Raw genomic sequence first — 23253 nt, 5'->3', positions numbered from 1 at the left:
AAGTATATTGTTGTAAAGAATCGTAATAAACGGTCAAAAAGAGTGCTAGTTAAAACGAATGGCGCACAGGGTTAAGTCATCATCAAATTGATCTGACTGTGTATGCGACATCAAAGAATGAAACACTCTATCGATAAGCGCTCTAGGCGAACCATTTTCTTGGTAAAGAAGCGTTTCGAGTTTATCAAAATCAAAAATGTCGTTGTCTATATTTTTCGCTTCTACCACTGCATCGGTATACACAAATATCAAATCGCCAGGTTCAATCTTGCAGGTATAGGAGTCCCATGTTGCTTCGCGCATGACACCCAGAGGGATACCACCATTATCAAGCACAATCAATTCATCGCCTCGGACGATATACGCTGGTGGGTGCCCCGCATTCGCATAAAGCAACGTTTCAGATTCAGCAAAATAACGAAATATGTTGATGGTAATAAAGCGACCACGCTCTTTACGGGTAAAGAAATGTGTATTGATATAGTTCAGTACTTCTGAAGGCCCATGTGTTGGGTCGGCGGGTCGATATGTTCTTAAGATTGCATCAACCATAGCGGCTTCAACAGACGCGGCAGCACCGTGTCCGGCAACATCCGCGACAATCACACCGAAGTCATCTGGCTTTTCTGGGTGCTGAGTGAAATTGACGATATCAATATAATCGCCGCCCGCGCCATTCATTGCTTGGTAAAGGTAAGCGTAGTCGATACCGTTTATCTTGTTATTCGCATTGGGCAATAAATTAGATTGAATTTTTGCAATGTCTTCAAATTCACTTTCAATCCACATATTCGCTTTACGAATTCGCGCGATAAGTTTCTCTGAGATAAACCGCTGTGCTAACCAACGCAATTTGTAATATAGCGTTAGTGCATCTTGTTCTGTGGGCGCGTGGCTTTTGCAAAGCGCAATGTAAACGTTATATTCTTCCGTTGATATATTGGCAAACCAATAGGTGCTAACATCGAAAGGTAACTCGACAAGTTGATCAACTTCAGTACCAAACTCACTTGGAAACTGCATTCGTGCTAGTCTTGAGTTAAAACTAACATCAACTAATTCTTTCGCGGTTATATCAAATATTGAGTGTCGACCTATACCGTTGAAGGTAACTAAATAAGCAATTCGACGCTGAACAATGTCATTTAATTCGTGACAAAGTTCGATGAACTCATTATCTAAACTCATGAAGCCTCTTTAGGTTCATTCAACTTTTCTGTAATGACTGTATTGAGACCACCAATACCATCCTTCTTCAAAATCTTTTGATATTGCTGTGCAAAAGAGCGAGTCATAGAAATACCTTCTGCCACGAAATCATAAATCTTCCATTCATCCTTACGAAAAATTAAGCGATAACTGACAGGAATTTTTTTGTCCCCTGAAATCACTGTTGTATCCACGGTTGCATACTTCTCTTTTTTAATTTGCTCATCATCAAACAGTACTTCTTCATTCTCATATTTCTCAAGGAGGACCGAATAAGTGTTAATTAAAACCTGTTTATATAAACCTAAGAATGTCTTCAGTTCCTCTTTATCCGCACCTCTAGCATACTTGGCTAACACACGAGCGCCAGACGCATTTATATCAACATACGTGTCTATTGCTTTATTCAAGCCTTCAACTTTTTCTTCCTGACCCAACGCTTTATTACCGGCAATAGCAATAATGTCGCTTACCGCCGCCTCTACAACTTTTGTGGGTGTTTGTGCAGCGTTAGAAAGCCCAGAAACTAACAAGAATACAACGCCCAATACAAAAGACTTCATAACACTATTCCTCACTAAACATATATTTACTGACTAACTCTTCAAGATTGATAGAAGATTCAGTTTCAATAATCTCTTCTCCATCTTCCAAGTTTAGATCAGAGCCACCAATAGAGAGTTTAATAAAACGATCGCCTATTATTCCCGAGGTGCGTATAGATGCCACTGAGTCATCAGGAATTTGCACTCTGTGCGGCAAGATAATTTCTACCACCGCTTCAAAGCGCTCTGTATCAAGTTCTATATCTCCAACTTGACCTACTCTTACACCGGAGACTTCAACAAAAGCACCTTCTTTAAGTCCTGATGAATTATCAAACTTCGCGATAACAGAGTAATAACCTTCACCAGACAGCTGGGAGCCTCCAATAGAGACAGACATAAAAAACAGCACACCTAAGCCAAGCACAACAAATATGCCCGCGATTAAATTCATTTTTACATTACTCATTGAATTTCCTATTTTCTATAGCATCAGCGAGCTGACGATGTAATCAAAAACCAGCATTAAAATTGCACTAATAACAACGGCATTGGTCGTTGCGTTACTTACCCCTTTAGCACCTGAATTTTTTCTATCCAAATGCAAATAGTAGCCAAACACGAGCGGAATCCAGATAACGATCAGTGCAAACACTAATGATTTAACTTGGCCCATCAATACATCTTTAGCGTTTACGGTATCAAAAATGCCTTGCACATAGGCGCCTGGACTTTCACCTTGGATAACGACACCAACAAAATAGCCACCAGCAATACCAACCATATCGAATATAGCCGTGAGTATCGGCACTGACACTAGTGCAGCTAACACTCTAGGCAACAACACATACTGGTAGGAGTCTATTGCCATGCATTTTAGTGCGTCTAATTGCTGCTCATTTCGCATAATGCCTATTTCTGCTGTCGTTGCAGAGCTTACACGGGCAATAATCATTAAAGCTGTCATTACCGGCCCAAGTTCTCTTATCAAACTAAGTGCCACAGCAGAGCCCAGCAAATCAACAGAGCCAAAGCGCACTAGCGTGTCGTAGAACTGCAAAGCAACAACCATTCCCGTAAAGAATGACGCTACAAGCACCACTAATAAAGAACGACTCCCGATAAAAATAATCTGTTGAACAAATTCTCTAAACGGAAAGTTTTTACTAAAAAGACTATAAAAAATACGCAATAAAAACGTGAAGCTAAGACCGATAAAAGCGATACGGCTAATACTAGACTGGCCAACCTTTTCAACGATATTCATTATTCCCCCTATCCATTGGTTAACCGTTTTAGGTATTCATCACCGTCAATATCATCTTTTCTTGGACGACGATGGATAAGGTTTTGAATTCTTTCATCTGTTGAGTTTTTGATATCGTCAACTGCGCCATAAGCAGCAATTTTTCCTTCGAATAAAACAAGCACTTTGTCAGCGATTTTAAACGCGCTTTCTAATTCATGCGTCACGATAATCATCGACATGCCCATTGCTTCACGCAGAGAAAGCAACAGTTCGTCCAGCTCCACAGACATGATGGGGTCGAGTCCTGCAGATGGTTCGTCAAAAAACAGAATTTTCGGATCCATGATTACTGCCCTTGCAAGACCCGCTCGTTTAAGCATTCCTCCTGAAAGTTCAGACGGCATATGCTTGCCAAACCCAGCAAGGTTCATTAACTCCAACTTCAACTGCGTCATTACTGAAATAGTCGCTGCATCTAAGTTTGTATTGCGTTGTAGAGGCAGCTTTATGTTATCTTCAACAGACAATGAGCTAAGCAAAGCCCCCCCTTGAAAGGCCACGCCCATCTTTTGTCGCAGTGATTTAATGTCTTTATCTGACGCATTAATCACGTCGACACCGTCGATACTGATACTGCCTTGTTTAGGTGTCAGCAAACCAAGTAAATTATTCAATAACGTACTTTTTCCTGAGCCTGAACCACCCATAATGACCAATATTTCACCTTGCTGAACTGAAAAATTGATATCAAACAGAATCTGACGTTCATCATAAAACGCATTTAAACCACTGACCTCTATCGCGAACTTATCAGTCATTCAAAAACGCCTCGACAGACCCAAACATAGGAAAAATACTGTCTAACCGCGTTAGTTTTAGCACCTGTAAAGGTGCACCATTAACGGCAATAAGCGCCAGTTTAGTCTTGTTTTGCTTGGCGGTATTAAATCCTTCAACCAATGTAGCCATTCCGGAACTATCAATATAAGTCAGTTTTTCTAAATTAACGGCCACCGGCTTTTTTTGCCCGGCAGCCTTAAGCAATTCAGCCTTAAGCGTTTTGGCGTTATGTAAATCAACTTCGCCAGTCAATTCAATAACAGTTGCACCAGACTGCTCGTGAGTATTTATTTCCATGCTAATGTTCCAACTTCTTACGTAATTCGAGATGATTGCCTTTGCCTTGATGGCTAAGAAAAGTCACTGAGTCCATAATTGTGCGCATTAATGACACACCTAGACCGCCAGGATCGGATAAACATTCGTTTTTGGGTGTTAAATCTTTTTCAGATACTTTGGGACAAGTATCTTTAATAACAAATACGGCGTCGTCTTTATCTGTGTATGACTCAACACAGAGTTGGCCACATTCGTCAAAATGGTAACCATGTCGAATGACATTGGCACATGCTTCATCTATTGCCAAAACAATGGCATCAACATTGTCCTTGGAATAGCCAAAACTCTTTGCACGGTCACGCACATAAGCTCGAATATCTTTAAGTGCTTCCGTTTTGGAAAAACAGACATAGCTATTGTTATTATTATCAGATTGGTTCATTTCTACCGCATCACACCATCAGCCGGCCAATAAGGCCGTATGCCACTACTTATGTAACAGGTACCACGTTAAATAAAATTGCTTATTTAACAACCTCTTTCTGATTATAGACTACCCAAGCTAATTTTATATTTCGACTATTATTTAGACACTTCGTTTTGTGTTCTAAATTAGCTCGCGTTAACAATATGACTTTTTAGGTAGGAAAAATTAGCATATTGCAGAGCAAAAATACTGAGAATGAGGGAGCGAAGGAAGAGTGAGCCAAACGATTTTTTAAATATTTCAGCCCACAACTTTTTATTCTAGTTTTCTTCCGTTGTGTGCGTCGGTGTACTAAAACTCATTATTCTCTGTTGAATAATGCCATGGAGATAAGGGTATGAGAATGCAGCTGACTCTGCTTCCTTCAAGTCAGCAATTAGAGAGTGTTTGCTGATGATTGTCGCAGCCTTCAGCCGTTCACTTTGAATGGCATAGACTAATATCGAGATACCCTCACATTTCATTCTTTGCGAAGGAATTGGATTCGGTAATATATGGCTTAAACTTTCCCAATCGTCTGTATCAATGGCATCGCAAATATCTTCTCTGTTATCTAGATTTGACACCAGTAACGCTGAATCCTTACCCTTCGTTTCTCTTACAACAACCTCAAGATATTGGGCTTCTGATTTTCCCATCCGTCTCAAACGCTCAACATCTTGCTTTACAATACTTGTGGCGACTTCAATATCATTAATTTTTGTTTCGATATTTTGAAGAAACTTATCTAACTTCACGTCTTGTTTGCTAGACGCTTTCGGTATGTTTGACGCTATATTCCAAGACGACGTAGTGGTGTTTTCTGCACCTTGAGCTAAAAGGTCTGTCAGCTTTTGTATACGTTCACTTTGGCTTTGCAATTTAGAGTCGAAAACTTCACTTAGGACAACAGCAGTAATAGCTGCACCAATGAGAGATGAAACTGCGATAGTCACAATGAATTTAAAATTGGCAGTCACGTCGCCATCCTTACTTGCCGTTGCCATTTCCTCTGCATGCAATGTCTTATCACTATTGATAGAGCAGAAACGGCTATTGGTTATTGGTTATTGGTTCAGCATAGCATTACAAGTAAAGGGTGGAAATAAATGTGTTATTCGGTCGCAAGTGACAACACAATCAAATAGGTTTTGGTGCAGTACAGGTGCAATTCACAAACCACATTACAGACAAAAGAAACTTGGAAGTGTTCTTTTAGGTTAAGAGCAGTATAGATACTTAACACGTTTATTATTGTGCGCAACATGCACAAAATTTTCAGGCATAAAAAAAAAAACCGGAAGAACCTGTTCTAATTAGGCTTTCCGGTTTTTATGGGTTCTTAATGAACCTTGTATTGGTGCGGATGGCGGGACTTGAACCCGCACGCTGTTAAGCACCACCCCCTCAAGATGGCGTGTCTACCAATTCCACCACATCCGCGAAACTGTTAACGATAGTGACTAGTTTGGTACGTCGCTGTCGTTGTTGTCTTCTGACGCTGGAACATCTTCGTTAGCGGCTTTAGGTTCTGCGCTTGCAGCTGCAGGTACTTCGCCAGGAATTTGTTGTTCCGCTGGAACCGACAAATCATTCCACTCGTCTACTTGCTTCGTGCGTTGCGCAGTAAGGTTACCCAATACTAAGCTGATAGCGAAAAATGCAATCGCTAACCACGTTGTTGCGCGAGTTAAGAAGTTACCTGAACCACTTGAACCGAAGATTGTTGCTGATGAGCCTGCACCAAATGACGCGCCCATGTCAGCACCCTTGCCTTGCTGGATAAGTACTAAACCAATCAAGCAAATTGCAACAATCAAGTAGATGACAATTAAAATTTCATACAACATGTTAGTTTGTTCCTTTTGCTGCTGAACAAATTACCGTAAATTCGTCAGCTTTCAAACTTGCACCGCCAATTAGACCACCGTCTATATCAGCTTGTGCAAACAATTCTTCACAGTTTTTAGCATTTACGCTGCCGCCGTATAGCACTGGCGTTTTTTGTGCGATATTCGCATCAAGCTCAGCTAAAAACGTTCTAATAAATTGATGTGTCTCTTGAGCCATTGCTGGCGAGGCTGTTTTACCGGTACCGATAGCCCAAACTGGCTCGTACGCGATAACTATGTTGGCGAATGCCGAAATGCCTACTTCATCAATTACTGGCTGGAGCTGAGCAGCTAATACTGTCTCGGTTTGCTCCGCCATGCGCTCTGCTTCACTTTCACCTATACATAAGATGGGAGTTAAGCCGTTTTCAAGCGCTTGTTTTACTTTGTGAGCGACTTGCGTGCTTGTCTCTTTATAAATAGAGCGACGCTCAGAATGCCCCAAAATAACGTATTGTACATTACACGCTTTCAACATATCTGCTGAAACTTCTCCTGTGTATGCACCGCTATCAAACTCATTCACATTTTGGGCACCAATTGCAAACGTATCTGCTAACTCATGCTGAATAAATGAATGGCTTAAAGCACTTAAAAATGGAAACGATGGACACACAACCACATTAACGCTTTCTTGCAGTGAAATGTGCGCTAAACGCTCACTCATTTCCTCAACTAACGCAAAGCCACCGTTCATTTTCCAGTTGGCTGCAACGATTGATTGTCTTTTCATAGTGCGTTCCCATTTAAAGCGGCGAGATAGTAACTAACCTGCCGCTAAGTTACAAGTATTTATCATTATATTGCGTTTATTTGGCGATTATTCATGCGATTACTCACACGCAACTTTTACTGCCTCTGCAATGTCTTGCGCTAATGCCGTTACTTCTTCCTTATCTGGTCCTTCAACCATAACGCGAATGAGAGGTTCTGTACCCGATTTGCGCAGAAGTACGCGACCTCTGCCTGTCAGCTTTTCATTTACCTTATGAACAGCAGCAACGACATTCTCAGCAACAAGAGGATCTGTATCGCCTTGGAACCTTACGTTGACTAATACCTGAGGAAGCTTTGTCATGCCTTGGCGTAAATCAAATAGTGATTTTCCACTACGACAGATAGCGGTTAACACATTCAATGCGGCAATAATGCCGTCGCCCGTTGATGTGTGATTAAGATTAATAATGTGGCCAGAATTTTCAGCACCAAGTTGCCAGCCATTTTGCTGTAACATTTCCATCACGTATCGGTCGCCCACTTTACTGCGCGCAAATGGCACGCCCATGTCGGCAAGCGCGAGTTCTAGGCCCATGTTGCTCATCAACGTACCTACAACACCGCCACGCAACGTTCCTGCAGCTAAATCGCTATTTGCGATAACGTAGACAATTTCATCTCCGTCGATAACTTGGCCAGTATGATCAACCATCATTAGCCGGTCGCCATCACCATCGAGAGCGATCCCCATATCGGCTTCATGTTCAACAACGGCAGCTTGAATTTGCGCCATAGACGTGGCCCCACAGCCGTCATTGATATTTAGGCCATTTGGACTCGTCGCTATTTCAATCACTTCTGCGCCAAGTTCTCTAAATACGTTGGGTGCAATGTGATATGTAGCGCCATTCGCACAGTCGACGACTAGCTTCATGCCTGCGAGAGAGTATTGACTTGGGAAATTACTTTTACAGAACTCAATATATCGCCCGGCGGCGTCGTCTATACGCGCAGCTTTACCTAGCTGAGCGGAATCAACGCACAACATTTCTTTGTCAATTTCAGCTTCAATTTCAAGCTCTACTTCGTCAGGTAGTTTCTCGCCAGACTGAGAGAAAAACTTAATACCGTTATCATAATAAGGATTGTGAGATGCACTTATTACAATACCCGCTTCTGCGCGGAAGGTTTTCGTTAAATAAGCAATACCTGGTGTAGGCATTGGCCCTAGAAGGCCAATATTTACACCCGCGGCTGAGAACCCAGCTTCAAGCGCAGATTCAAGCATATACCCGGAAATGCGAGTATCTTTGCCAATTAACACTTTTTTAGTGCCTTTTGCCGCAAGGACCTTACCTGCCGCATAACCTAGCTTCATAACAAAGTCAGGCGAAATAGGGGCTTTGCCCACTAAACCACGAACACCATCTGTTCCAAAATATTTTCTATCTGACATTTTTATCCCCTTGCCAGTTCTGGCTGCTCAGCAGCCGCTAAAACTTTAAGTGCATCCACCGTTGCTTTTACATCGTGAACACGAATAATCTTTGCACCTTTTTGCGCGCTAATCAGTGCTGCCGCTAAACTACCTGCTAATCGCTGTTCAACATCAGCATTAAGCAAGTTTCCAATCATAGACTTACGAGATATACCAACTAACAATGGTAAGCCAAGTGCTTCAAATTGTGCTAATTCATTAAGAAGACGATAGTTTTGTTCTAATGTTTTACCAAAACCAAAGCCTGGATCAACTATTAATCGCTCTTTTTCAATGCCGTTCTTTTTACAAACCTCGATGCGTTCTGCAATAAAGGTAACAATGTCTTGAGTTACATCATTGTACGTTGGGTTTGCTTGCATTGTGCGCGGAAGGCCTTGCATATGCATAAGGCAAATTGGCACATTTGTTTGAGCCGCTGCGGTGAGACAGCCTTCGTTTTGGAGCGCTCTGACGTCATTAATAATGCCAGCTCCTGCTCTAACGGCTTCAGCCATCACTTGCGCTTTGCTGGTATCAACCGAGATGACAGTATCAAAACGTGCGCTTATAGCTTCAATAACAGGCACCACCCTATCGAGTTCCTCTTGCTCTGGAACATCTTTCGCGCCTGGTCTCGTAGACTCACCACCGATATCGATAATTGATGCGCCATCGGTAACCATTTGCTCGACTTGTTTTAGTGCATGTTCAAAATTTGTGAACTTCCCACCGTCTGAAAACGAATCAGGCGTGACATTCAAAATACCCATGACCTGTGGCACTGCTAGAGAAAGTGGCTTGTTACCACATTGGATAATTTTATTATTCATCAATAAACTTTTTACAAAAGAAAGCCCCGAATGTTCGGGGCTATGCTAGATATGATGTTGACTTACTTTGCCGGCTCTTCGCTAGGCTTATCAAGGTCTGGCCCTTTTGGGGTTTCCTCTTTGTCTTCCGCTTTTGGCTCTGACTGGGCACCTGCGCTTGGAGTTGAACCTGAACTTGAATCATCAAAATCAGCTGGCGCGCGTACTTCACGGCGTGCCATTAAGTCATCAATTTGGTTTGCGTCAATAGTTTCATAACGCATTAGCGCATCTTTCATTGCATGCAAAATATCCATATTGTCTTTTAGGATTTGCTCCGCACGTTGGTAGTTGCGATCAACAAACTCTTTGATTTCATCATCAATCGCTTTTGCCGTTTCATCTGACATGTGCATTGATTTAGCTGACGTACGACCAAGGAACACTTCGCCTTCTTCTTCAGCAAACAACATTGGCCCCATTTTTTCTGATAGACCCCATTGCGTTACCATTTTACGCGCAAGGTTTGTTGCTCGCTCAATGTCGTTTGAGGCACCTGTCGATACTTTATCTGGACCGTAAATAATTTCTTCTGCAATACGACCACCGTATAGCGACGAAATATTGCTTTCTAGGTGTTGCTTACTATGGCTAAAACGATCTTGCTCAGGCAAATACATCGTTACACCTAGCGCTCTACCGCGAGGAATGATACTTACTTTATAAACTGGATCATGCTCTGGCACTAGACGACCAACAATTGCGTGACCCGCTTCGTGGTAAGCTGTCATTTCCTTTTCGTCTTCGCTCATGACCATTGACTTACGCTCTGCGCCCATCAATATCTTATCTTTTGCTTTTTCGAATTCTTCCATTGATACGAGGCGACGAGAGCCTCTAGCAGCAAATAGAGCAGCTTCATTCACTAGGTTAGCAAGGTCAGCACCCGAGAAACCTGGCGTACCACGAGCAATTACCGACGCTTTAACATCGTCAGCTAATGGAACTTTACGCATGTGCACTTTTAGAATCTGTTCACGACCTCGAATGTCAGGAAGACCTACGGTGACTTGTCTGTCAAAACGACCTGGACGCAATAACGCAGGGTCTAATACGTCAGGACGGTTAGTCGCCGCGATAACGATAACACCTTCGTTACCTTCGAAGCCGTCCATCTCAACTAGCATTTGGTTCAACGTTTGCTCACGCTCATCATGACCACCGCCAAGACCTGCGCCACGCTGGCGACCTACCGCATCAATTTCGTCGATAAAGATAATACACGGCGCAGACTTCTTCGCTTGCTCGAACATATCACGTACGCGAGATGCACCAACACCAACGAACATTTCTACGAAGTCGGAACCTGAAATTGAGAAAAATGGAACTTTTGCTTCACCCGCTATCGCTTTTGCTAACAACGTTTTACCCGTACCAGGTTGACCTACCATCAGGACACCTGATGGAATGCGACCACCAAGTTTTTGGAATTTTGTTGGATCGCGAAGGTAATCAACGAGTTCAGCAACTTCTTCTTTTGCTTCATCACAACCAGCGACATCAGCAAATGTTGTTTTGATTTGATCTTCACTTAATAGACGCGCTTTTGACTTACCAAAAGACATCGCGCCTTTACCACCACCGCCTTGCATTTGACGCATGAAGAAAATCCATACACCAATAAGCAATAACATTGGGAACCAAGAAATAAAAATAGACGTTAAGATGCTTGGCTCTTCAGGTAATTGACCTTTAGCACGAACACCTTGTTTCACTAAATCGTTGATAAGGTCGCTGTCGTAACCGCCAGGGATTACGGTTTTGAATTGCTCGCCACTGCGTTTTGTACCGATGATAACGCCATTGCGGTCAACGGTCGCGTCACGGACTGCCCCTTGTCTTACATCCTGTATAAAACGGGTGTAGTCCATTTGTTGTTCATTACCGCCACCCGGTGAAAATGACTGGAACACAGACATTAATACCACGGCAATTACTAACCATAAAATAAGATTTTTAGCCATATCGCTCAACTTAACAACCTCTCGCTGTTTTCAATTCTGGTGCGACCATAAATAAGAGTTAATTTACTACAATTTGAAACCAGTAGCTACCAGATAAACTTCCCGTGAACGTGCACGAGATGATTCTGGTTTACGGGTCTTCACTACGTTAAAGACTGCTTTGACATCTTTCATAAACTGGTCAAAGCCTTCTCCTTGAAATACTTTGACCACGAAAGCGCCGTTTTTCTTCAATACTTGGTGACACATATCAAGTGCCAATTCTACTAAATACATGCTGCGCGCTGAATCTGCCGCATCATTACCAGTGAAATTAGCGGCCATGTCTGACATCACGACATCGATGTTCTTACCATCGATTCGCTCAAGCAAAGCGTCAAGAACTGCATCTTCCCGAAAGTCACCTTGCAAGAAGTCTACGCCGGCAATAGGATCCATCGGTAGAATGTCGCAAGCAACCACCTGTCCGTCATCACCCACAACTTTCGTCGCGTACTCAGACCAACCACCGGGTGCCGCTCCTAAATCTACGACTTTCATGCCCGGCTTGATCAATTTATCTTTTTCGTTAATTTCTTCGATTTTAAAGACAGCTCTAGACCTGAGGCCGAGCTTTTGAGCTTTTTTAACGTATTTATCGTCAAAGTGTTCGTCAAGCCAACGTTTACTGCTTGCCGAATGCTTTTTTTTACTCACGTAAATTCCTTCGGAAAATCACCCAATCTAACGTGGGTTAAACATAGTATTACAGACTAGATAAGGGTAAAATATAATTATTCAAGCAACTTGTAACGAAAAGTATTAATGAACTTAAGCAAAAAACAAACCCAACACCTAAAAGCATTGGCACATGATTTAAAGCCAGTGGTGTTATTAGGCAGCAATGGTTTGACTGAAGGTGTCGTTGCGGAAATCGACGCAGCCCTTAGCCACCATGAGCTTATTAAAGTAAAGATCCCAACGGACGACCGTGAAACGAAAGGCTTAATTGTAGAGGCTATCGTGCGCGAGACTGACGCAATTAAGATTCAAGTGATCGGTAAAACATTGATTATTTATCGTCAATCTGAAGATAAAAAAATTCAGTTACCACGAATCTAAATAACAAGTAACTGTCGTTACAGAAAAAGCCACCTATCATGGTGGCTTTTTAATGCTCACAATCCGCAGTTCATTTCATAATGTGGATTTTCAAGTGCCTCACTTGTCTCTTTTGAAAGTAAGGGGTTTTTGAGGTTAAACACTTTTCTTTTAAAATCACCAGCACGACTCAAGACTCCACTGCTATATGGGTTGCTCTCAAAAAATTGCGCAAAGCTGCCATCCTGATACATTTTAACCAAACCATATTCCAAACGCTCAGCCAGTCTCTTATTTTCATTACTCACAAAAAAGAAAAAGGGAGCGGTATACTTAAGAAGAATAGTTTCTTCAACAGCCAACCCCTCAAAGTGATTTACTTCGACAAATGCCTCATGCATTGCCCGAGGAAAATAATCGAAGCGCCCTTTCTCTAACATAGAAAACAGCGTGTCATGTACGGCCGCCTTTACAACGTTATATTCATTAAATTCTAAAATTTCAGTATCTGGCCAATCAGCGCCTTGGCCGGCATATAGTCTTTTCAACGCTTGTTCAGAGTGAATATTGTTAAATTCAGGTTGATTCCCCTTCTTTATCAAAAACACTCTACAGCCGCCTAGACCCATAAATAAAGGCACTCGTACGGGCAGCAACTCTCTTTCTCGCTCTTTAGACGTCATTGTCCAAACAACATTAATCACTTTTTGATTTTTAATAAGGCTCACTTGGTTTGCTTGTGACTTTCCGACATCGACACCATTAAGTTGATAGTCGCCGAATTTATCTTTTGAATTTTCTAGTGCGGCTCTGAGAAGATCTTGATAGTAAGTGTCATACGGTAAATTGTCCCTGCCGTACGATGAGTAATTGACAACATCCATCGCAAGACAAGGCAAACAGAAAAGAAATAAGAAAAGTCCTTTTAGCATATCAACAGGGCGACTAGTTTAAAGGTAATTGACACCTAAAAGACTATATATGCTTGCTCATAAAAACAAGTCAGCAGTTGACTCCCTATTACACAACCCAAAAAAGGCGCCTATTGGCGCCTTTTTAACGAAACTCTAACGGGCTTCTAAATGTGCTCTACCGAAATAATTTCATATTCCACTAAGCCAGCTGGTGTCTTGATCTCTACTTCAGAGTCGACTGTCTTGCCGATTAGACCACGCGCAATTGGAGAGTTGACAGAAATGCGGTTATTTTTAATATCCGCTTCATCATCACCAACAATTTGATAGGTCACTTCTTCGTCAGTTTCAATATTCAACAAACCAACAGTTACACCGAAGATCACTTTCCCTGAATTAGGAATCTTCGTGACATCGATGATTTGTGCATTGCCTAACTTGCCTTCAATATCTTGAATACGGCCTTCACAAAAACCCTGCTGCTCACGTGCGGCATGGTATTCGGCATTCTCTTTCAAATCGCCGTGCTCACGCGCTTCAGCAATAGCTTCAACAATTTGCGGGCGCTTTACAGTTTTTAATTCGTTCAACTCTTCACGCAAAGCTTCAGCGCCTTGCAAGGTCATTGGATACTGGTTCATCTAAACGTCTAATCCTAGAAAAAGATAAAGGTGGCTATGAACCACCTTTATGCATAATTTACGGTAATGATTATTAGCATAACAAAACTGTCATGATTCGACAAAGTGAAGTTTCACCTTGCCGAATATCATTACGTTATATTTAGCTACAACGTTTGTGTAACTCTTGAATTGAAGTCACGGTATTACGGTCGTCTGCAGCATGGGCCTGACAAGAAGCAAATGCAGCATTTAACGTTGTCGTGTAAGGCACTTTGTAACGCAATGCGCCACCACGAAGTACTTTAGAGTCTTCAATAGCCTTACGGCCTTCCGTCGTGTTGATAATGTAGCTGTATTCGCTGTTCTTAATACGGTCAAGAATATGCGGTCGACCCTCGTGAACTTTATTCACTAGGCGGCATGGAACGCCAGCTTCACCCAATACAACAGCAGTACCGTGCGTAGCATCTAACTCATAACCTAAAGCAACAAGTTGCTTACCAAGCTCAACTACGCGCTCTTTATCACTGTTACGTACAGAAATAAGTGCACGACCCGACTTAGGAATCACAACACCAGCACCTAGGTTCGCTTTAGCGTACGCTTCTTCGAATGTGTCACCTACGCCCATAACTTCACCAGTTGAGCGCATTTCTGGACCTACTAATGGGTCAGAACCGTGGAACTTGTTGAAAGGAATAACCACTTCTTTTACTGAGAAGAACGGTGGAATCGTTTCTTTAGTAACGCCCTGTTCAGCCAAAGACTTACCTGACATAACACGAGCGGCAACTTTTGCTAACGGTACTGACGTTGCTTTCGATACAAATGGAACCGTACGTGCAGCACGCGGGTTAACTTCGATAAGGTAAACCTTGCCATCTTTTACCGCCATTTGCGTGTTCATCAGGCCTATTACGCCTAATTCAAAAGCAAGTTTAGTCACTTGCTCACGCATTACGTCTTGTACTTCCTGGCTGAGGCTGTATGCAGGTAAAGAACATGCTGAGTCACCTGAGTGGACACCTGCTTGTTCAATGTGTTGCATGATACCACCAATGACAACATTCTCGCCGTCACAAATTGCATCAATATCAACTTCAACCGCGTCATCTAGGAAGTGATCAAGCAATACTGGAGAGTCGTTCGAAACGCTTACCGCTTCGTTCATGTAACGACGTAAGTCATCCTCGTCATACACAATTTCCATTGCGCGGCCACCAAGTACATAAGATGGACGTACAACAAGTGGGAAACCGATGTTCTTCGCTTCAGAAACTGCTTCTTCTAAAGACGTTACTGTTGCGTTTTGAGGTGTTAAAAGACCTAAGCGATCGACAGCTTGCTGGAAACGTTCACGGTCTTCAGCTCGGTCAATGGCATCTGGAGATGTACCGATAATTGGCACACCAGCAGCTTCTAGCGCACGTGCCAATTTAAGTGGAGTTTGACCACCGTATTGTACGATGACGCCTTTTGGTTTTTCTACATTTACGATTTCCAAAACGTCTTCAAACGTTACTGGCTCAAAGTATAAACGGTCTGATGTATCGTAGTCTGTAGACACGGTTTCTGGGTTACAGTTAACCATAATTGTCTCGTAACCGTCTTCTCGCATTGCTAGTGCAGCGTGAACACAACAGTAATCAAACTCGATACCTTGACCGATGCGGTTTGGGCCACCGCCGATAATCATGATTTTTTCTTTGTCTGAAGGTGCTGACTCACACTCTTCATCGTATGTCGAATACATGTAAGCCGTATCAGAGCTAAACTCCGCTGCACAAGTATCTACACGTTTGTAAACTGGACGAATATCAGAAGCATGACGCTTCTTACGAATCTCTGACTCGTTAACACCAATAACATCAGCCAAACGTTTGTCAGCAAAACCTTTGCGTTTCAAGCGACGAAGTGCAGCTGCATCTAAGCCCGCCATACCGCTTTCTGCTAATGCTTTCTCTTCATTCACTATGTCTTCAATTTGAACTAAGAACCAACGGTCAATTTTCGTTGCATTAAACACGTCGTCAACAGACATACCAAGGCGGAATGCGTCAGCTACATACCAGATACGGTCTGCACCAGCTTCTTGAAGCTCATGCATAATTTCAGAACGGGCTTCAGGGTCATTCACGTCGACTTTCGGGTCAAAGCCATTTGCACCAACTTCTAAGCCACGCAATGCTTTTTGCAATGACTCTTGTTGATTACGACCAATTGCCATCACTTCACCAACCGACTTCATCTGTGTGGTTAAGCGATCTTCAGAACCTGCGAACTTCTCAAAGTTAAAGCGAGGAATCTTCGTTACAACGTAATCAATTGTTGGTTCGAATGAAGCAGGAGTTGCACCACCTGTGATGTCATTCTGAAGCTCATCTAATGTGAAACCAACAGCAAGTTTTGCTGCTACTTTCGCAATAGGGAAACCTGTTGCTTTAGATGCTAATGCCGATGAACGAGAAACACGTGGGTTCATCTCGATGATAACCATACGACCATCTTTCGGGTTAACGCCAAACTGCACGTTTGAACCACCGGTTTCAACACCAATCTCACGAAGTACAGCAAGTGAGGCGTTACGCATCAATTGGTATTCTTTATCCGTTAAGGTTTGTGCTGGTGCGACAGTGATCGAGTCACCCGTATGAATACCCATTGGGTCGAAGTTTTCAATCGAACAAATGATGATACAGTTGTCGTTTTTGTCACGAACAACTTCCATCTCGTACTCTTTCCAACCGATGAGCGACTCATCAATCAACAATTCATTTGTTGGTGATAGGTCTAGACCGCGCGTACAGATAGTTTCGAACTCTTCTTGGTTGTACGCGATACCGCCACCTGTACCCCCCATGGTAAACGATGGACGAATAATACATGGGAAGCCGATACGCTTAGCTGTTTCCTTCGCTTCTTCCATTGAATGAACAATTTCAGCGCGAGGACATTCTAAGCCAATATTCTTCATAGCTTGGTCAAAACGTTCACGGTTTTCCGCTTTATCAATCGCATCAGCCGTTGCACCGATCATCTCAACGTCGAATTCGGCTAAGACACCATTTGACTCAAGTTCTAGTGCACAGTTAAGCGCAGTTTGACCACCCATAGTCGGTAGAATGGCATCTGGACGCTCTTTCTCAATAATTTTACGAACAACTTCCCAGTGAATAGGTTCGATGTAGGTCGAATCTGCCATTTCTGGGTCGGTCATGATAGTTGCAGGGTTAGAGTTAACCAAGATTACACGGTAGCCTTCTTCACGAAGCGCTTTACATGCTTGAGCACCTGAGTAGTCAAACTCACATGCTTGGCCAATTACAATTGGGCCTGCACCTAAGATTAGAATACTTTTTATGTCAGTACGTTTTGGCATAGTGTTTTTCTCTCCTAACCTTATTTAGATGCTTTTATTAAATCGATGAAGTGGTCAAATAACGGCGCAGCGTCATGTGGACCAGGGCTTGCTTCAGGGTGACCTTGGAAGCTGAATGCTGGCTTGTCTGTACGATGAATACCTTGGATAGTGCCGTCGAATAACGAAGTATGTGTCACACGTAAATTGTCAGACATATTGTTTTCATCAACAGCAAAACCATGGTTCTGTGCTGTGATCATCACAACATCACGGTCAATATCTTTAACCGGGTGGTTACCACCATGGTGACCAAACTTCATTTTTATTGTCTTAGCGCCACTTGCTAAGCCGAGAAGTTGGTGTCCTAAACAAATACCAAACACTGGAATATCAGTTTCTAGAAATGATTGAATTGCAGCAATAGCGTAATCACATGGTTCTGGGTCACCAGGACCATTTGAAAGGAAAATCCCGTCAGGGTTCATGGCGAGTACATCAGCGGCAGGCGTTTGCGCAGGTACTACAGTTAGCTTACAGCCACGATCCACTAACATACGTAAAATATTGTGCTTCGCACCGAAATCGTAAGCAACTACGTGAAAGTCGAAGTTTTCTGGTGTTACATGGCCTTTGCCTAGCTGCCAACTGCCTTCTGTCCACTCATATTGTTCTTTTGTTGAAACAACTTTTGCAAGGTCCATTCCCTTTAAGCCTGGGAACCCCTTTGCTTCAGCTAGAGCCTTGGCTTCATCAATGTTGTCGCCTGCTAAGATACAGCCGTTTTGAGCACCTTTTTCACGTAAAATACGCGTCAGCTTACGCGTATCAATATCAGCAATACCTAAAATGTTATTGCGCTTTAGATAGTCGCTCAAATTTTCTTCATTTCTAAAATTACTTGCCAATAATGGTAAGTCACGAATCACCAAGCCTTTTGCCCAAATGGTGCTAGACTCTTCGTCTTCTTTATTAGTACCAGTATTGCCAATGTGGGGATAAGTGAGGGTAACTATTTGTTCTGCGTAGGAAGGATCAGTAAGGATTTCTTGGTAACCGGTCATTGAAGTGTTGAACACCACTTCACCAACTGCTACACCTTCTGCACCAATGGCGGTGCCGTTAAATATAGTGCCGTCTTCGAGCACCAAAATGGCAGATTTAGTCAATTTAACCTCCGAAAGAAGAAAATAAACTCAACAATTTTTGGCTGATTTTTAGCCAAATTCATTAAGCGCGAAAATTGGTCTGTAATCCGTCTTTTGGCTTGCAAATGCAAATTTTTGACAAATTCCGCGCATTCTACGCCCATTCTCATCTTACGTCTAGTAAAATCATAGAAAATTAGCTGTTTAATTCCTTTTCTTAACTAAACGGCCAAAAGTGTACCTTTTCTAATTTTACTTATTCGTATTTTATGACAATAAGCCTTACCTTTTTACTTTAAGCCAAGCACATCTTGCATATCGTAATACCCGTTTTCAGCGCTTGCTAGCCATAGCGCTGCGCGCATTGCTCCCAACGCAAATGTCATCCTCGAACTGGCTTTATGGGTGATTTCGAGTCTTTCGCCCAAATCTGCAAAGAATGCCGTATGTTCTCCAACCACATCCCCTGCTCTGACAGTTGCAAAACCGATTGTTTTAGGATCACGCTCTTCTGTAATCCCTTCACGACCATAAACAGCACATTCGTTTAAGTCTCTGCCTAAGGTTTCAGCAATAACTTGTCCCATTTTTACTGCAGTGCCTGACGGAGCATCTTTCTTAAAGCGGTGATGCGCTTCAAAAATTTCTATATCAGTATAGTCGCCAATTGCTTTTGCGGTAATTTCTAGCAACTTGAACAATAAATTGACGCCTACACTAGTATTCGGTGCTAACAAAACTGGTGCTGACTGCCCTGCATTTGTTATTTCATTAACCTGTTCGTCACTAAATCCTGTCGTGCCGATAACTATTGCTTTGTTACGTGCTTTACACCACGCAAGGTTTTCGAGTGTAGACTCAATGCTGGTAAAGTCGATTAACACATCAGCATGCTCAACTGCGTCTATTGTTGTTTGCGTTTTAATTCCAATAGCGCCAATTCCAGCAAGTTCACCCAAATCAAAGTTCACAAACGAAGAACTTGGCCTTACCGTGCCACCAACAAGCTCTATCTGCTCATGCTCGTGCGCAGCCTGAATTAAGTTTCTTCCCATACGGCCACTACAGCCTAAAATAGCGACTTTAATTGTCATTGGTTATGCCTGCTCCATTGTTATTTTTAGCGGATTATTCAAGGAATTTCCTTGCGGTACGTCATGAGAAATGACGTTGAAGATTTTAAAACCGCTTGGCGAATTTGTTAAATGATAAATTGCCGTAAACTGTGCAAAAACGTTATTAGTGCTATCAATAAACTCCCAATCGATTGCAACTAACGCTGTATTTTCATTAATTTCCTCAAAACTCGCGGCGCTTACTTTAAACGCTGTCAGCTTAGCGCTTCTCACCATCGAAAATATTTGTTCGAATTCTTGTTCAAAACTTTTCTCATTGTTTAGCAGCAAGAGTTTTTCGGGTGTCGACATAACACAAGGTATTTGATAGCAAGATTTGACGCCCGCCATAGAGCATTGGGCGAAAGCTTTGATGTATTGACTGAACAATACCGCTAATTCGGTTTGCAAGTAATCCCCTTAACTAGTTTCAATATTCTTAATGCTAGCCGAGCAGTTGCGGCTAAAACGAATGAAGCAATGCGACTTTATGGTTTAACGAACATGTTCGCTAAGCTTCACAATTTTTATTTATAGCACCGCTAAAGCTACGTGCTAGAGTTCTATGCTATAAGCACAAAAAAGCCGGGAAAACCCGGCTTTTTTATTTAAAGGATGTCTAGTAACTCAACATCAAATACTAACGCAGAGTACGGAGGGATAGCACCCTGTGAGCCACGCTCGCCATACGCTAGGTTGTAAGGAATGTATAAACGCCATTTTGCACCCACGCTCATTAACTGTAGCGCTTCAGTCCAACCAGCGATAACTCCGCCAACAGGGAATTCTGCAGGTTGTCCACGATCGTATGAACTGTCAAAAACGTCGCCATTGATGAATGTACCGTGGTAGTGTGTGCGAACAGTAGACGCCGCAGTTGGCTTGTCGCCTTCAGCATCCGTAATAATTTCGTACTGTAAGCCAGATTCTGTAACTGTTACTTCTTCACGTTCAGCATTCTTAGCTAAGAACTCTTCGCCTTCAGCCGCTTTTACTTTCGCTGCTGCTTGCTCTTCTTCTTGAAGTTTCTTAGACACTACTGCAAATGCTTCGTTTAACTCTTGATCGTTAACTTGACTAGCAGCACCTGCAAGTGCGTCTGCTAAACCAGCTTGAACAGCCGTTACGTCGAAGTCTTTAAAAGGGTTATTGCGAAGCTGGTCACCTAGTTGACGACCTACACCGTAGCTTACACGTTGTTCGATAGATTCAAATTTGTTATCTGACATTAGCTTATCTTTTCGATTAAAAAATTGGCGGCAAGAATAGCATAGACTCAACCGATTAAGTAGTAGTTAGTTGTACTGACTTGTATTTCTTTCTGCAGAGTCGCTTCATTGATTATTGTGCAATTTTTCAACCCAGTTTAGCCATCTAAACATCTAGATTGACACTTTTAATTAACCCCTTATAATGCCGCCAATCACTATCGATTTTTATGTTTGGGTGTTATAACAACACCATAACAACAAGAAACTGAGAGAACACATGGTTAACAACGCATCTGCACCTCAGCTCAAAAGTCTTATCCCTTTTGGTGTATTTTTGGTGCTATTCCTTGGCACAGGTATTGTCCTATCTTTACAAGGCGTAGAGTTTGCTTTTTACCAGCTACCCGCATCTGTAGCTATCATTCCTGCAATCGTTGTTGCTATTGCAATGGGGAAATCAAGCATCAACGAGCAAGTGCAACAATTTATCGCTGGTGCTGGTCATAACAATATCATTACGATGTGTCTGATTTACTTGCTAGCCGGCGCTTTTGCCGTGGTAGCGAAAGCAACGGGCAGCGTAGATGCTAGTGTCCAACTTGGGCTAGCTATACTCCCCGAGTATTTAATTATCCCAGGCTTATTTATTGTCGCTGCTTTTCTGTCAACAGCAATGGGTACATCTGTTGGCACCATTGCCGCAATAGCGCCTATTGCTGCTGGCTTTATCGAAACTGCCGGTTTAAGCCCTGCTCTTGTAGCAGGCTCTATTCTTTCAGGCGCAATTTTCGGCGACAACTTATCGATTATTTCAGATACAACTATCGCCTCTACCCGTAGCCAAGGCGCACACATGAAAGACAAATTCAGAGTAAACTTTAAGTTTGCACTGCCAGCAGCTATTCTATCTTTGGTTATTTTTTCGTTGTTGGGCGGCAGCGCGGACTACCAAGCAGAAAAAGATATAGACGTTATTGGGCTCTTACCTTACATCGTAATTTTAGGGCTTGCCTTGTATGGTATTAACGTTTTCGTTGTGCTATTGGTCGGTATTTTATTAGCGGCTTTTGTTGGTTTAATCACAAACGGTTACGAGATGACAGCCCTAGTGACTGACATTAACAAAGGTTTTTCCAACGTGCAGGATGTGTTCATTCTCGCGCTATTTATTGGTGGTTTAAGCGAATTGGTTCGCCAGCAAGGTGGCTTGGCAGCGTTGACAGCAAAAATTAAAGCAACCGCAAGCCGTTTAAGCCCGAACAACCCTAAACGTGCTGCTGGGCTAGGTATCGCTTCTCTGGCATTTAGCGCCAACTTTTTCACAGCGAATAACACCGTATCGATAATCGTGACCGGTGAAACCGCAAAAGATCTTGCTACCGATGGCAAACTAACACCAGCAGAGTCCGCAAGTTTGCTTGATATATTCGCATGTATAAACCAAGGCCTTTTACCATATGGTGCACAAGCGTTGTTGTTAGGGGCCACGATTGGCATTTCACCGGCAAGTGTTGTCGTATTTGCTTTTTATCCAATGATATTGTTTTTCGCTGCGCTGATTGCGTTTTGGAAGATAACTAAGTGATTATGTCTATATAAAAAAGGCGCTTAAAGCGCCTTTTTTATTGCATAAAGCTTTTCTTTCAAAAAGCTGACATCGAAAGTCCTTCTCGCAAACTGCTTGTTAGGTACATCGCGTTCCGCAACTAATTCTATATCAAAACCACTAAATAGCGACTCTACATCTTTTGAAACTATCGGAAATGGCGGCCCTTTGAGCTCTTCTTCTGGGAACTCCACACTGATTAAATATAACGTCGTTCCATCCTCAATAAATGACGACAAATGATCGCAATAAGCTTGTTGCATTGCTTCTGGAAGAGCAATCAATGCTGCTCTGTCATAAATGTAGGTGAACGAGGGAAGCTCATCAGCTTTCAATGAAAAGAAATCACCCTGATATAGCGTGATTTCTTCATAGGAATATACGGTAAACTTACCTGCTTGATGAGAGGTATAATCAAGTGATTGTTCAGTAAAGAAATCGCGACAAGCAATACCGCTCAGTTCATTACCGACCACTTTTGCGCGCTCTGCCCACCAAAACATATCAAGGGACTTCCCGCACAAAGGAACAAACACCGCGCGCTGTAAATCTGACTTAGACTTCCTAGCTATCTTATCTTGCAGTAAGTGCTTTTCAAGGGCACCAGATAAAAATGGATGAATGGAGTCCTGGTGGAAACCTATCGTGTTTCTTTCCCAGACCCCATGCCAAAATGCAGCTTCCAACG

At 42.6% G+C, this 23253-nt stretch carries 24 protein-coding genes and 1 tRNA gene; 2 read left to right on the top strand and 23 right to left on the bottom strand.

Annotated elements, in window-relative coordinates; genetic code table 11:
• Positions 1-45: 45 nt before the first annotated feature.
• The 15 genes from ACFSJY_RS09195 to rlmE all read right to left on the bottom strand — a co-directional run bounded on the left by ACFSJY_RS09195 (position 46) and on the right by rlmE (position 12206).
• The gene (locus ACFSJY_RS09195) at positions 46-1188 is read right to left on the bottom strand and encodes a PP2C family protein-serine/threonine phosphatase (protein WP_386033508.1); all 1143 of its coding nucleotides are present in this window, start codon (positions 1186-1188) and stop codon (positions 46-48) included.
• Complete coding sequence (locus ACFSJY_RS09190) at positions 1185-1772, bottom strand: MlaC/ttg2D family ABC transporter substrate-binding protein (RefSeq protein WP_386033506.1); 588 nt, start codon at positions 1770-1772, stop codon at positions 1185-1187. Before ACFSJY_RS09190 ends, ACFSJY_RS09195 begins: the two co-directional genes overlap by 4 nt.
• 4 nt (positions 1773-1776) lie before the next feature.
• Complete coding sequence (gene mlaD, locus ACFSJY_RS09185) at positions 1777-2223, bottom strand: outer membrane lipid asymmetry maintenance protein MlaD (RefSeq protein ID WP_386033504.1); 447 nt, start codon at positions 2221-2223, stop codon at positions 1777-1779.
• Between the two features lie 15 nt (positions 2224-2238).
• On the bottom strand, positions 2239-3021 hold the full coding sequence (locus ACFSJY_RS09180; RefSeq protein ID WP_386033502.1) for an MlaE family ABC transporter permease: 783 nt from the start codon (positions 3019-3021) through the stop codon (positions 2239-2241).
• 8 nt (positions 3022-3029) lie between these two features.
• Positions 3030-3821: an ABC transporter ATP-binding protein gene (locus tag ACFSJY_RS09175; RefSeq protein WP_386033499.1), complete on the bottom strand. Its 792-nt coding sequence runs from the start codon at positions 3819-3821 to the stop codon at positions 3030-3032.
• Positions 3814-4140: an STAS domain-containing protein gene (locus tag ACFSJY_RS09170; RefSeq protein WP_386033497.1), complete on the bottom strand. Its 327-nt coding sequence runs from the start codon at positions 4138-4140 to the stop codon at positions 3814-3816. The genes ACFSJY_RS09175 and ACFSJY_RS09170 overlap by 8 nt, the downstream gene beginning before the upstream one ends.
• Position 4141: 1 nt before the next feature.
• The gene (locus ACFSJY_RS09165) at positions 4142-4564 is read right to left on the bottom strand and encodes an ATP-binding protein (RefSeq protein ID WP_386033495.1); all 423 of its coding nucleotides are present in this window, start codon (positions 4562-4564) and stop codon (positions 4142-4144) included.
• A 305-nt stretch (positions 4565-4869) separates the two neighbouring features.
• Positions 4870-5595 carry a hypothetical protein gene (locus ACFSJY_RS09160; RefSeq protein ID WP_386033493.1) on the bottom strand — a complete coding sequence of 242 codons (726 nt, stop codon included), beginning with the start codon at positions 5593-5595 and terminating at the stop codon, positions 4870-4872.
• A 351-nt stretch (positions 5596-5946) separates the two neighbouring features.
• Positions 5947-6031: transfer RNA gene (locus ACFSJY_RS09155), tRNA-Leu, on the bottom strand.
• 20 nt (positions 6032-6051) lie between these two features.
• Positions 6052-6435: a preprotein translocase subunit SecG gene (gene secG / locus ACFSJY_RS09150; RefSeq protein WP_386034999.1), complete on the bottom strand. Its 384-nt coding sequence runs from the start codon at positions 6433-6435 to the stop codon at positions 6052-6054.
• 4 nt (positions 6436-6439) lie between these two features.
• Positions 6440-7213 (bottom strand): triose-phosphate isomerase, encoded by a 774-nt coding sequence (gene tpiA / locus ACFSJY_RS09145; RefSeq protein ID WP_386033491.1) that lies wholly within the window; start codon positions 7211-7213, stop codon positions 6440-6442.
• Between the two features lie 99 nt (positions 7214-7312).
• Complete coding sequence (glmM, locus tag ACFSJY_RS09140) at positions 7313-8653, bottom strand: phosphoglucosamine mutase (RefSeq protein WP_386033489.1); 1341 nt, start codon at positions 8651-8653, stop codon at positions 7313-7315.
• 2 nt (positions 8654-8655) lie between these two features.
• Complete coding sequence (gene folP / locus ACFSJY_RS09135) at positions 8656-9507, bottom strand: dihydropteroate synthase (RefSeq protein ID WP_386033487.1); 852 nt, start codon at positions 9505-9507, stop codon at positions 8656-8658.
• A gap of 62 nt (positions 9508-9569) precedes the next feature.
• Positions 9570-11510 carry an ATP-dependent zinc metalloprotease FtsH gene (gene ftsH, locus ACFSJY_RS09130; RefSeq protein WP_386033485.1) on the bottom strand — a complete coding sequence of 647 codons (1941 nt, stop codon included), beginning with the start codon at positions 11508-11510 and terminating at the stop codon, positions 9570-9572.
• 66 nt (positions 11511-11576) lie between these two features.
• Positions 11577-12206 carry a 23S rRNA (uridine(2552)-2'-O)-methyltransferase RlmE gene (rlmE, locus tag ACFSJY_RS09125; RefSeq protein WP_386033483.1) on the bottom strand — a complete coding sequence of 210 codons (630 nt, stop codon included), beginning with the start codon at positions 12204-12206 and terminating at the stop codon, positions 11577-11579.
• Positions 12207-12314: 108 nt separating this feature from the next.
• Between rlmE and yhbY the strand changes: the two genes are divergently transcribed.
• Positions 12315-12611, top strand: coding sequence for a ribosome assembly RNA-binding protein YhbY (yhbY, locus tag ACFSJY_RS09120; RefSeq protein ID WP_386033481.1), 297 nt, complete (start codon positions 12315-12317; stop codon positions 12609-12611).
• A 56-nt stretch (positions 12612-12667) separates the two neighbouring features.
• Here the strand turns inward: yhbY and ACFSJY_RS09115 are convergent, their stop codons facing one another.
• The 7 genes from ACFSJY_RS09115 to ACFSJY_RS09085 all read right to left on the bottom strand — a co-directional run bounded on the left by ACFSJY_RS09115 (position 12668) and on the right by ACFSJY_RS09085 (position 20977).
• Positions 12668-13318, bottom strand: coding sequence for a hypothetical protein (locus tag ACFSJY_RS09115; RefSeq protein WP_386033479.1), 651 nt, complete (start codon positions 13316-13318; stop codon positions 12668-12670).
• Positions 13319-13668: 350 nt separating this feature from the next.
• Entirely contained in the window at positions 13669-14145 is a 477-nt protein-coding gene (greA, locus tag ACFSJY_RS09110; protein ID WP_386033477.1) for a transcription elongation factor GreA, read from the bottom strand.
• 142 nt (positions 14146-14287) lie between these two features.
• Complete coding sequence (gene carB, locus ACFSJY_RS09105) at positions 14288-17506, bottom strand: carbamoyl-phosphate synthase large subunit (protein WP_386033475.1); 3219 nt, start codon at positions 17504-17506, stop codon at positions 14288-14290.
• Positions 17507-17526: 20 nt separating this feature from the next.
• Complete coding sequence (gene carA, locus ACFSJY_RS09100; RefSeq protein ID WP_386033473.1) at positions 17527-18654, bottom strand: glutamine-hydrolyzing carbamoyl-phosphate synthase small subunit; 1128 nt, start codon at positions 18652-18654, stop codon at positions 17527-17529.
• Between the two features lie 269 nt (positions 18655-18923).
• Positions 18924-19727, bottom strand: a complete 804-nt coding sequence (gene dapB, locus ACFSJY_RS09095) for a 4-hydroxy-tetrahydrodipicolinate reductase (RefSeq protein WP_386033471.1) — start codon at positions 19725-19727, stop codon at positions 18924-18926.
• A 3-nt stretch (positions 19728-19730) separates the two neighbouring features.
• Positions 19731-20159, bottom strand: a complete 429-nt coding sequence (locus ACFSJY_RS09090; protein WP_386033469.1) for a hypothetical protein — start codon at positions 20157-20159, stop codon at positions 19731-19733.
• A 197-nt stretch (positions 20160-20356) separates the two neighbouring features.
• Positions 20357-20977, bottom strand: coding sequence for an FKBP-type peptidyl-prolyl cis-trans isomerase (locus ACFSJY_RS09085; RefSeq protein ID WP_386033467.1), 621 nt, complete (start codon positions 20975-20977; stop codon positions 20357-20359).
• Between the two features lie 259 nt (positions 20978-21236).
• Here ACFSJY_RS09085 and ACFSJY_RS09080 point away from each other — a divergent pair, with 259 nt between their 5' ends.
• The gene (locus tag ACFSJY_RS09080; protein WP_386033465.1) at positions 21237-22544 is read left to right on the top strand and encodes a Na+/H+ antiporter NhaC family protein; all 1308 of its coding nucleotides are present in this window, start codon (positions 21237-21239) and stop codon (positions 22542-22544) included.
• Between the two features lie 23 nt (positions 22545-22567).
• On the opposite strand, the gene ACFSJY_RS09075 is transcribed toward ACFSJY_RS09080, so the two are convergent.
• Entirely contained in the window at positions 22568-23251 is a 684-nt protein-coding gene (locus tag ACFSJY_RS09075; protein WP_386033463.1) for a class I SAM-dependent methyltransferase, read from the bottom strand.
• Positions 23252-23253 lie beyond the last annotated feature (2 nt).

Source organism: Thalassotalea euphylliae (assembly GCF_042682785.1).
GTDB classification, from domain to species: domain Bacteria; phylum Pseudomonadota; class Gammaproteobacteria; order Enterobacterales; family Alteromonadaceae; genus Thalassotalea_F; species Thalassotalea_F euphylliae.
Note: the sequence above shows the minus strand (reverse complement) of the source record. Positions and strands in the feature narration are given on the sequence as shown.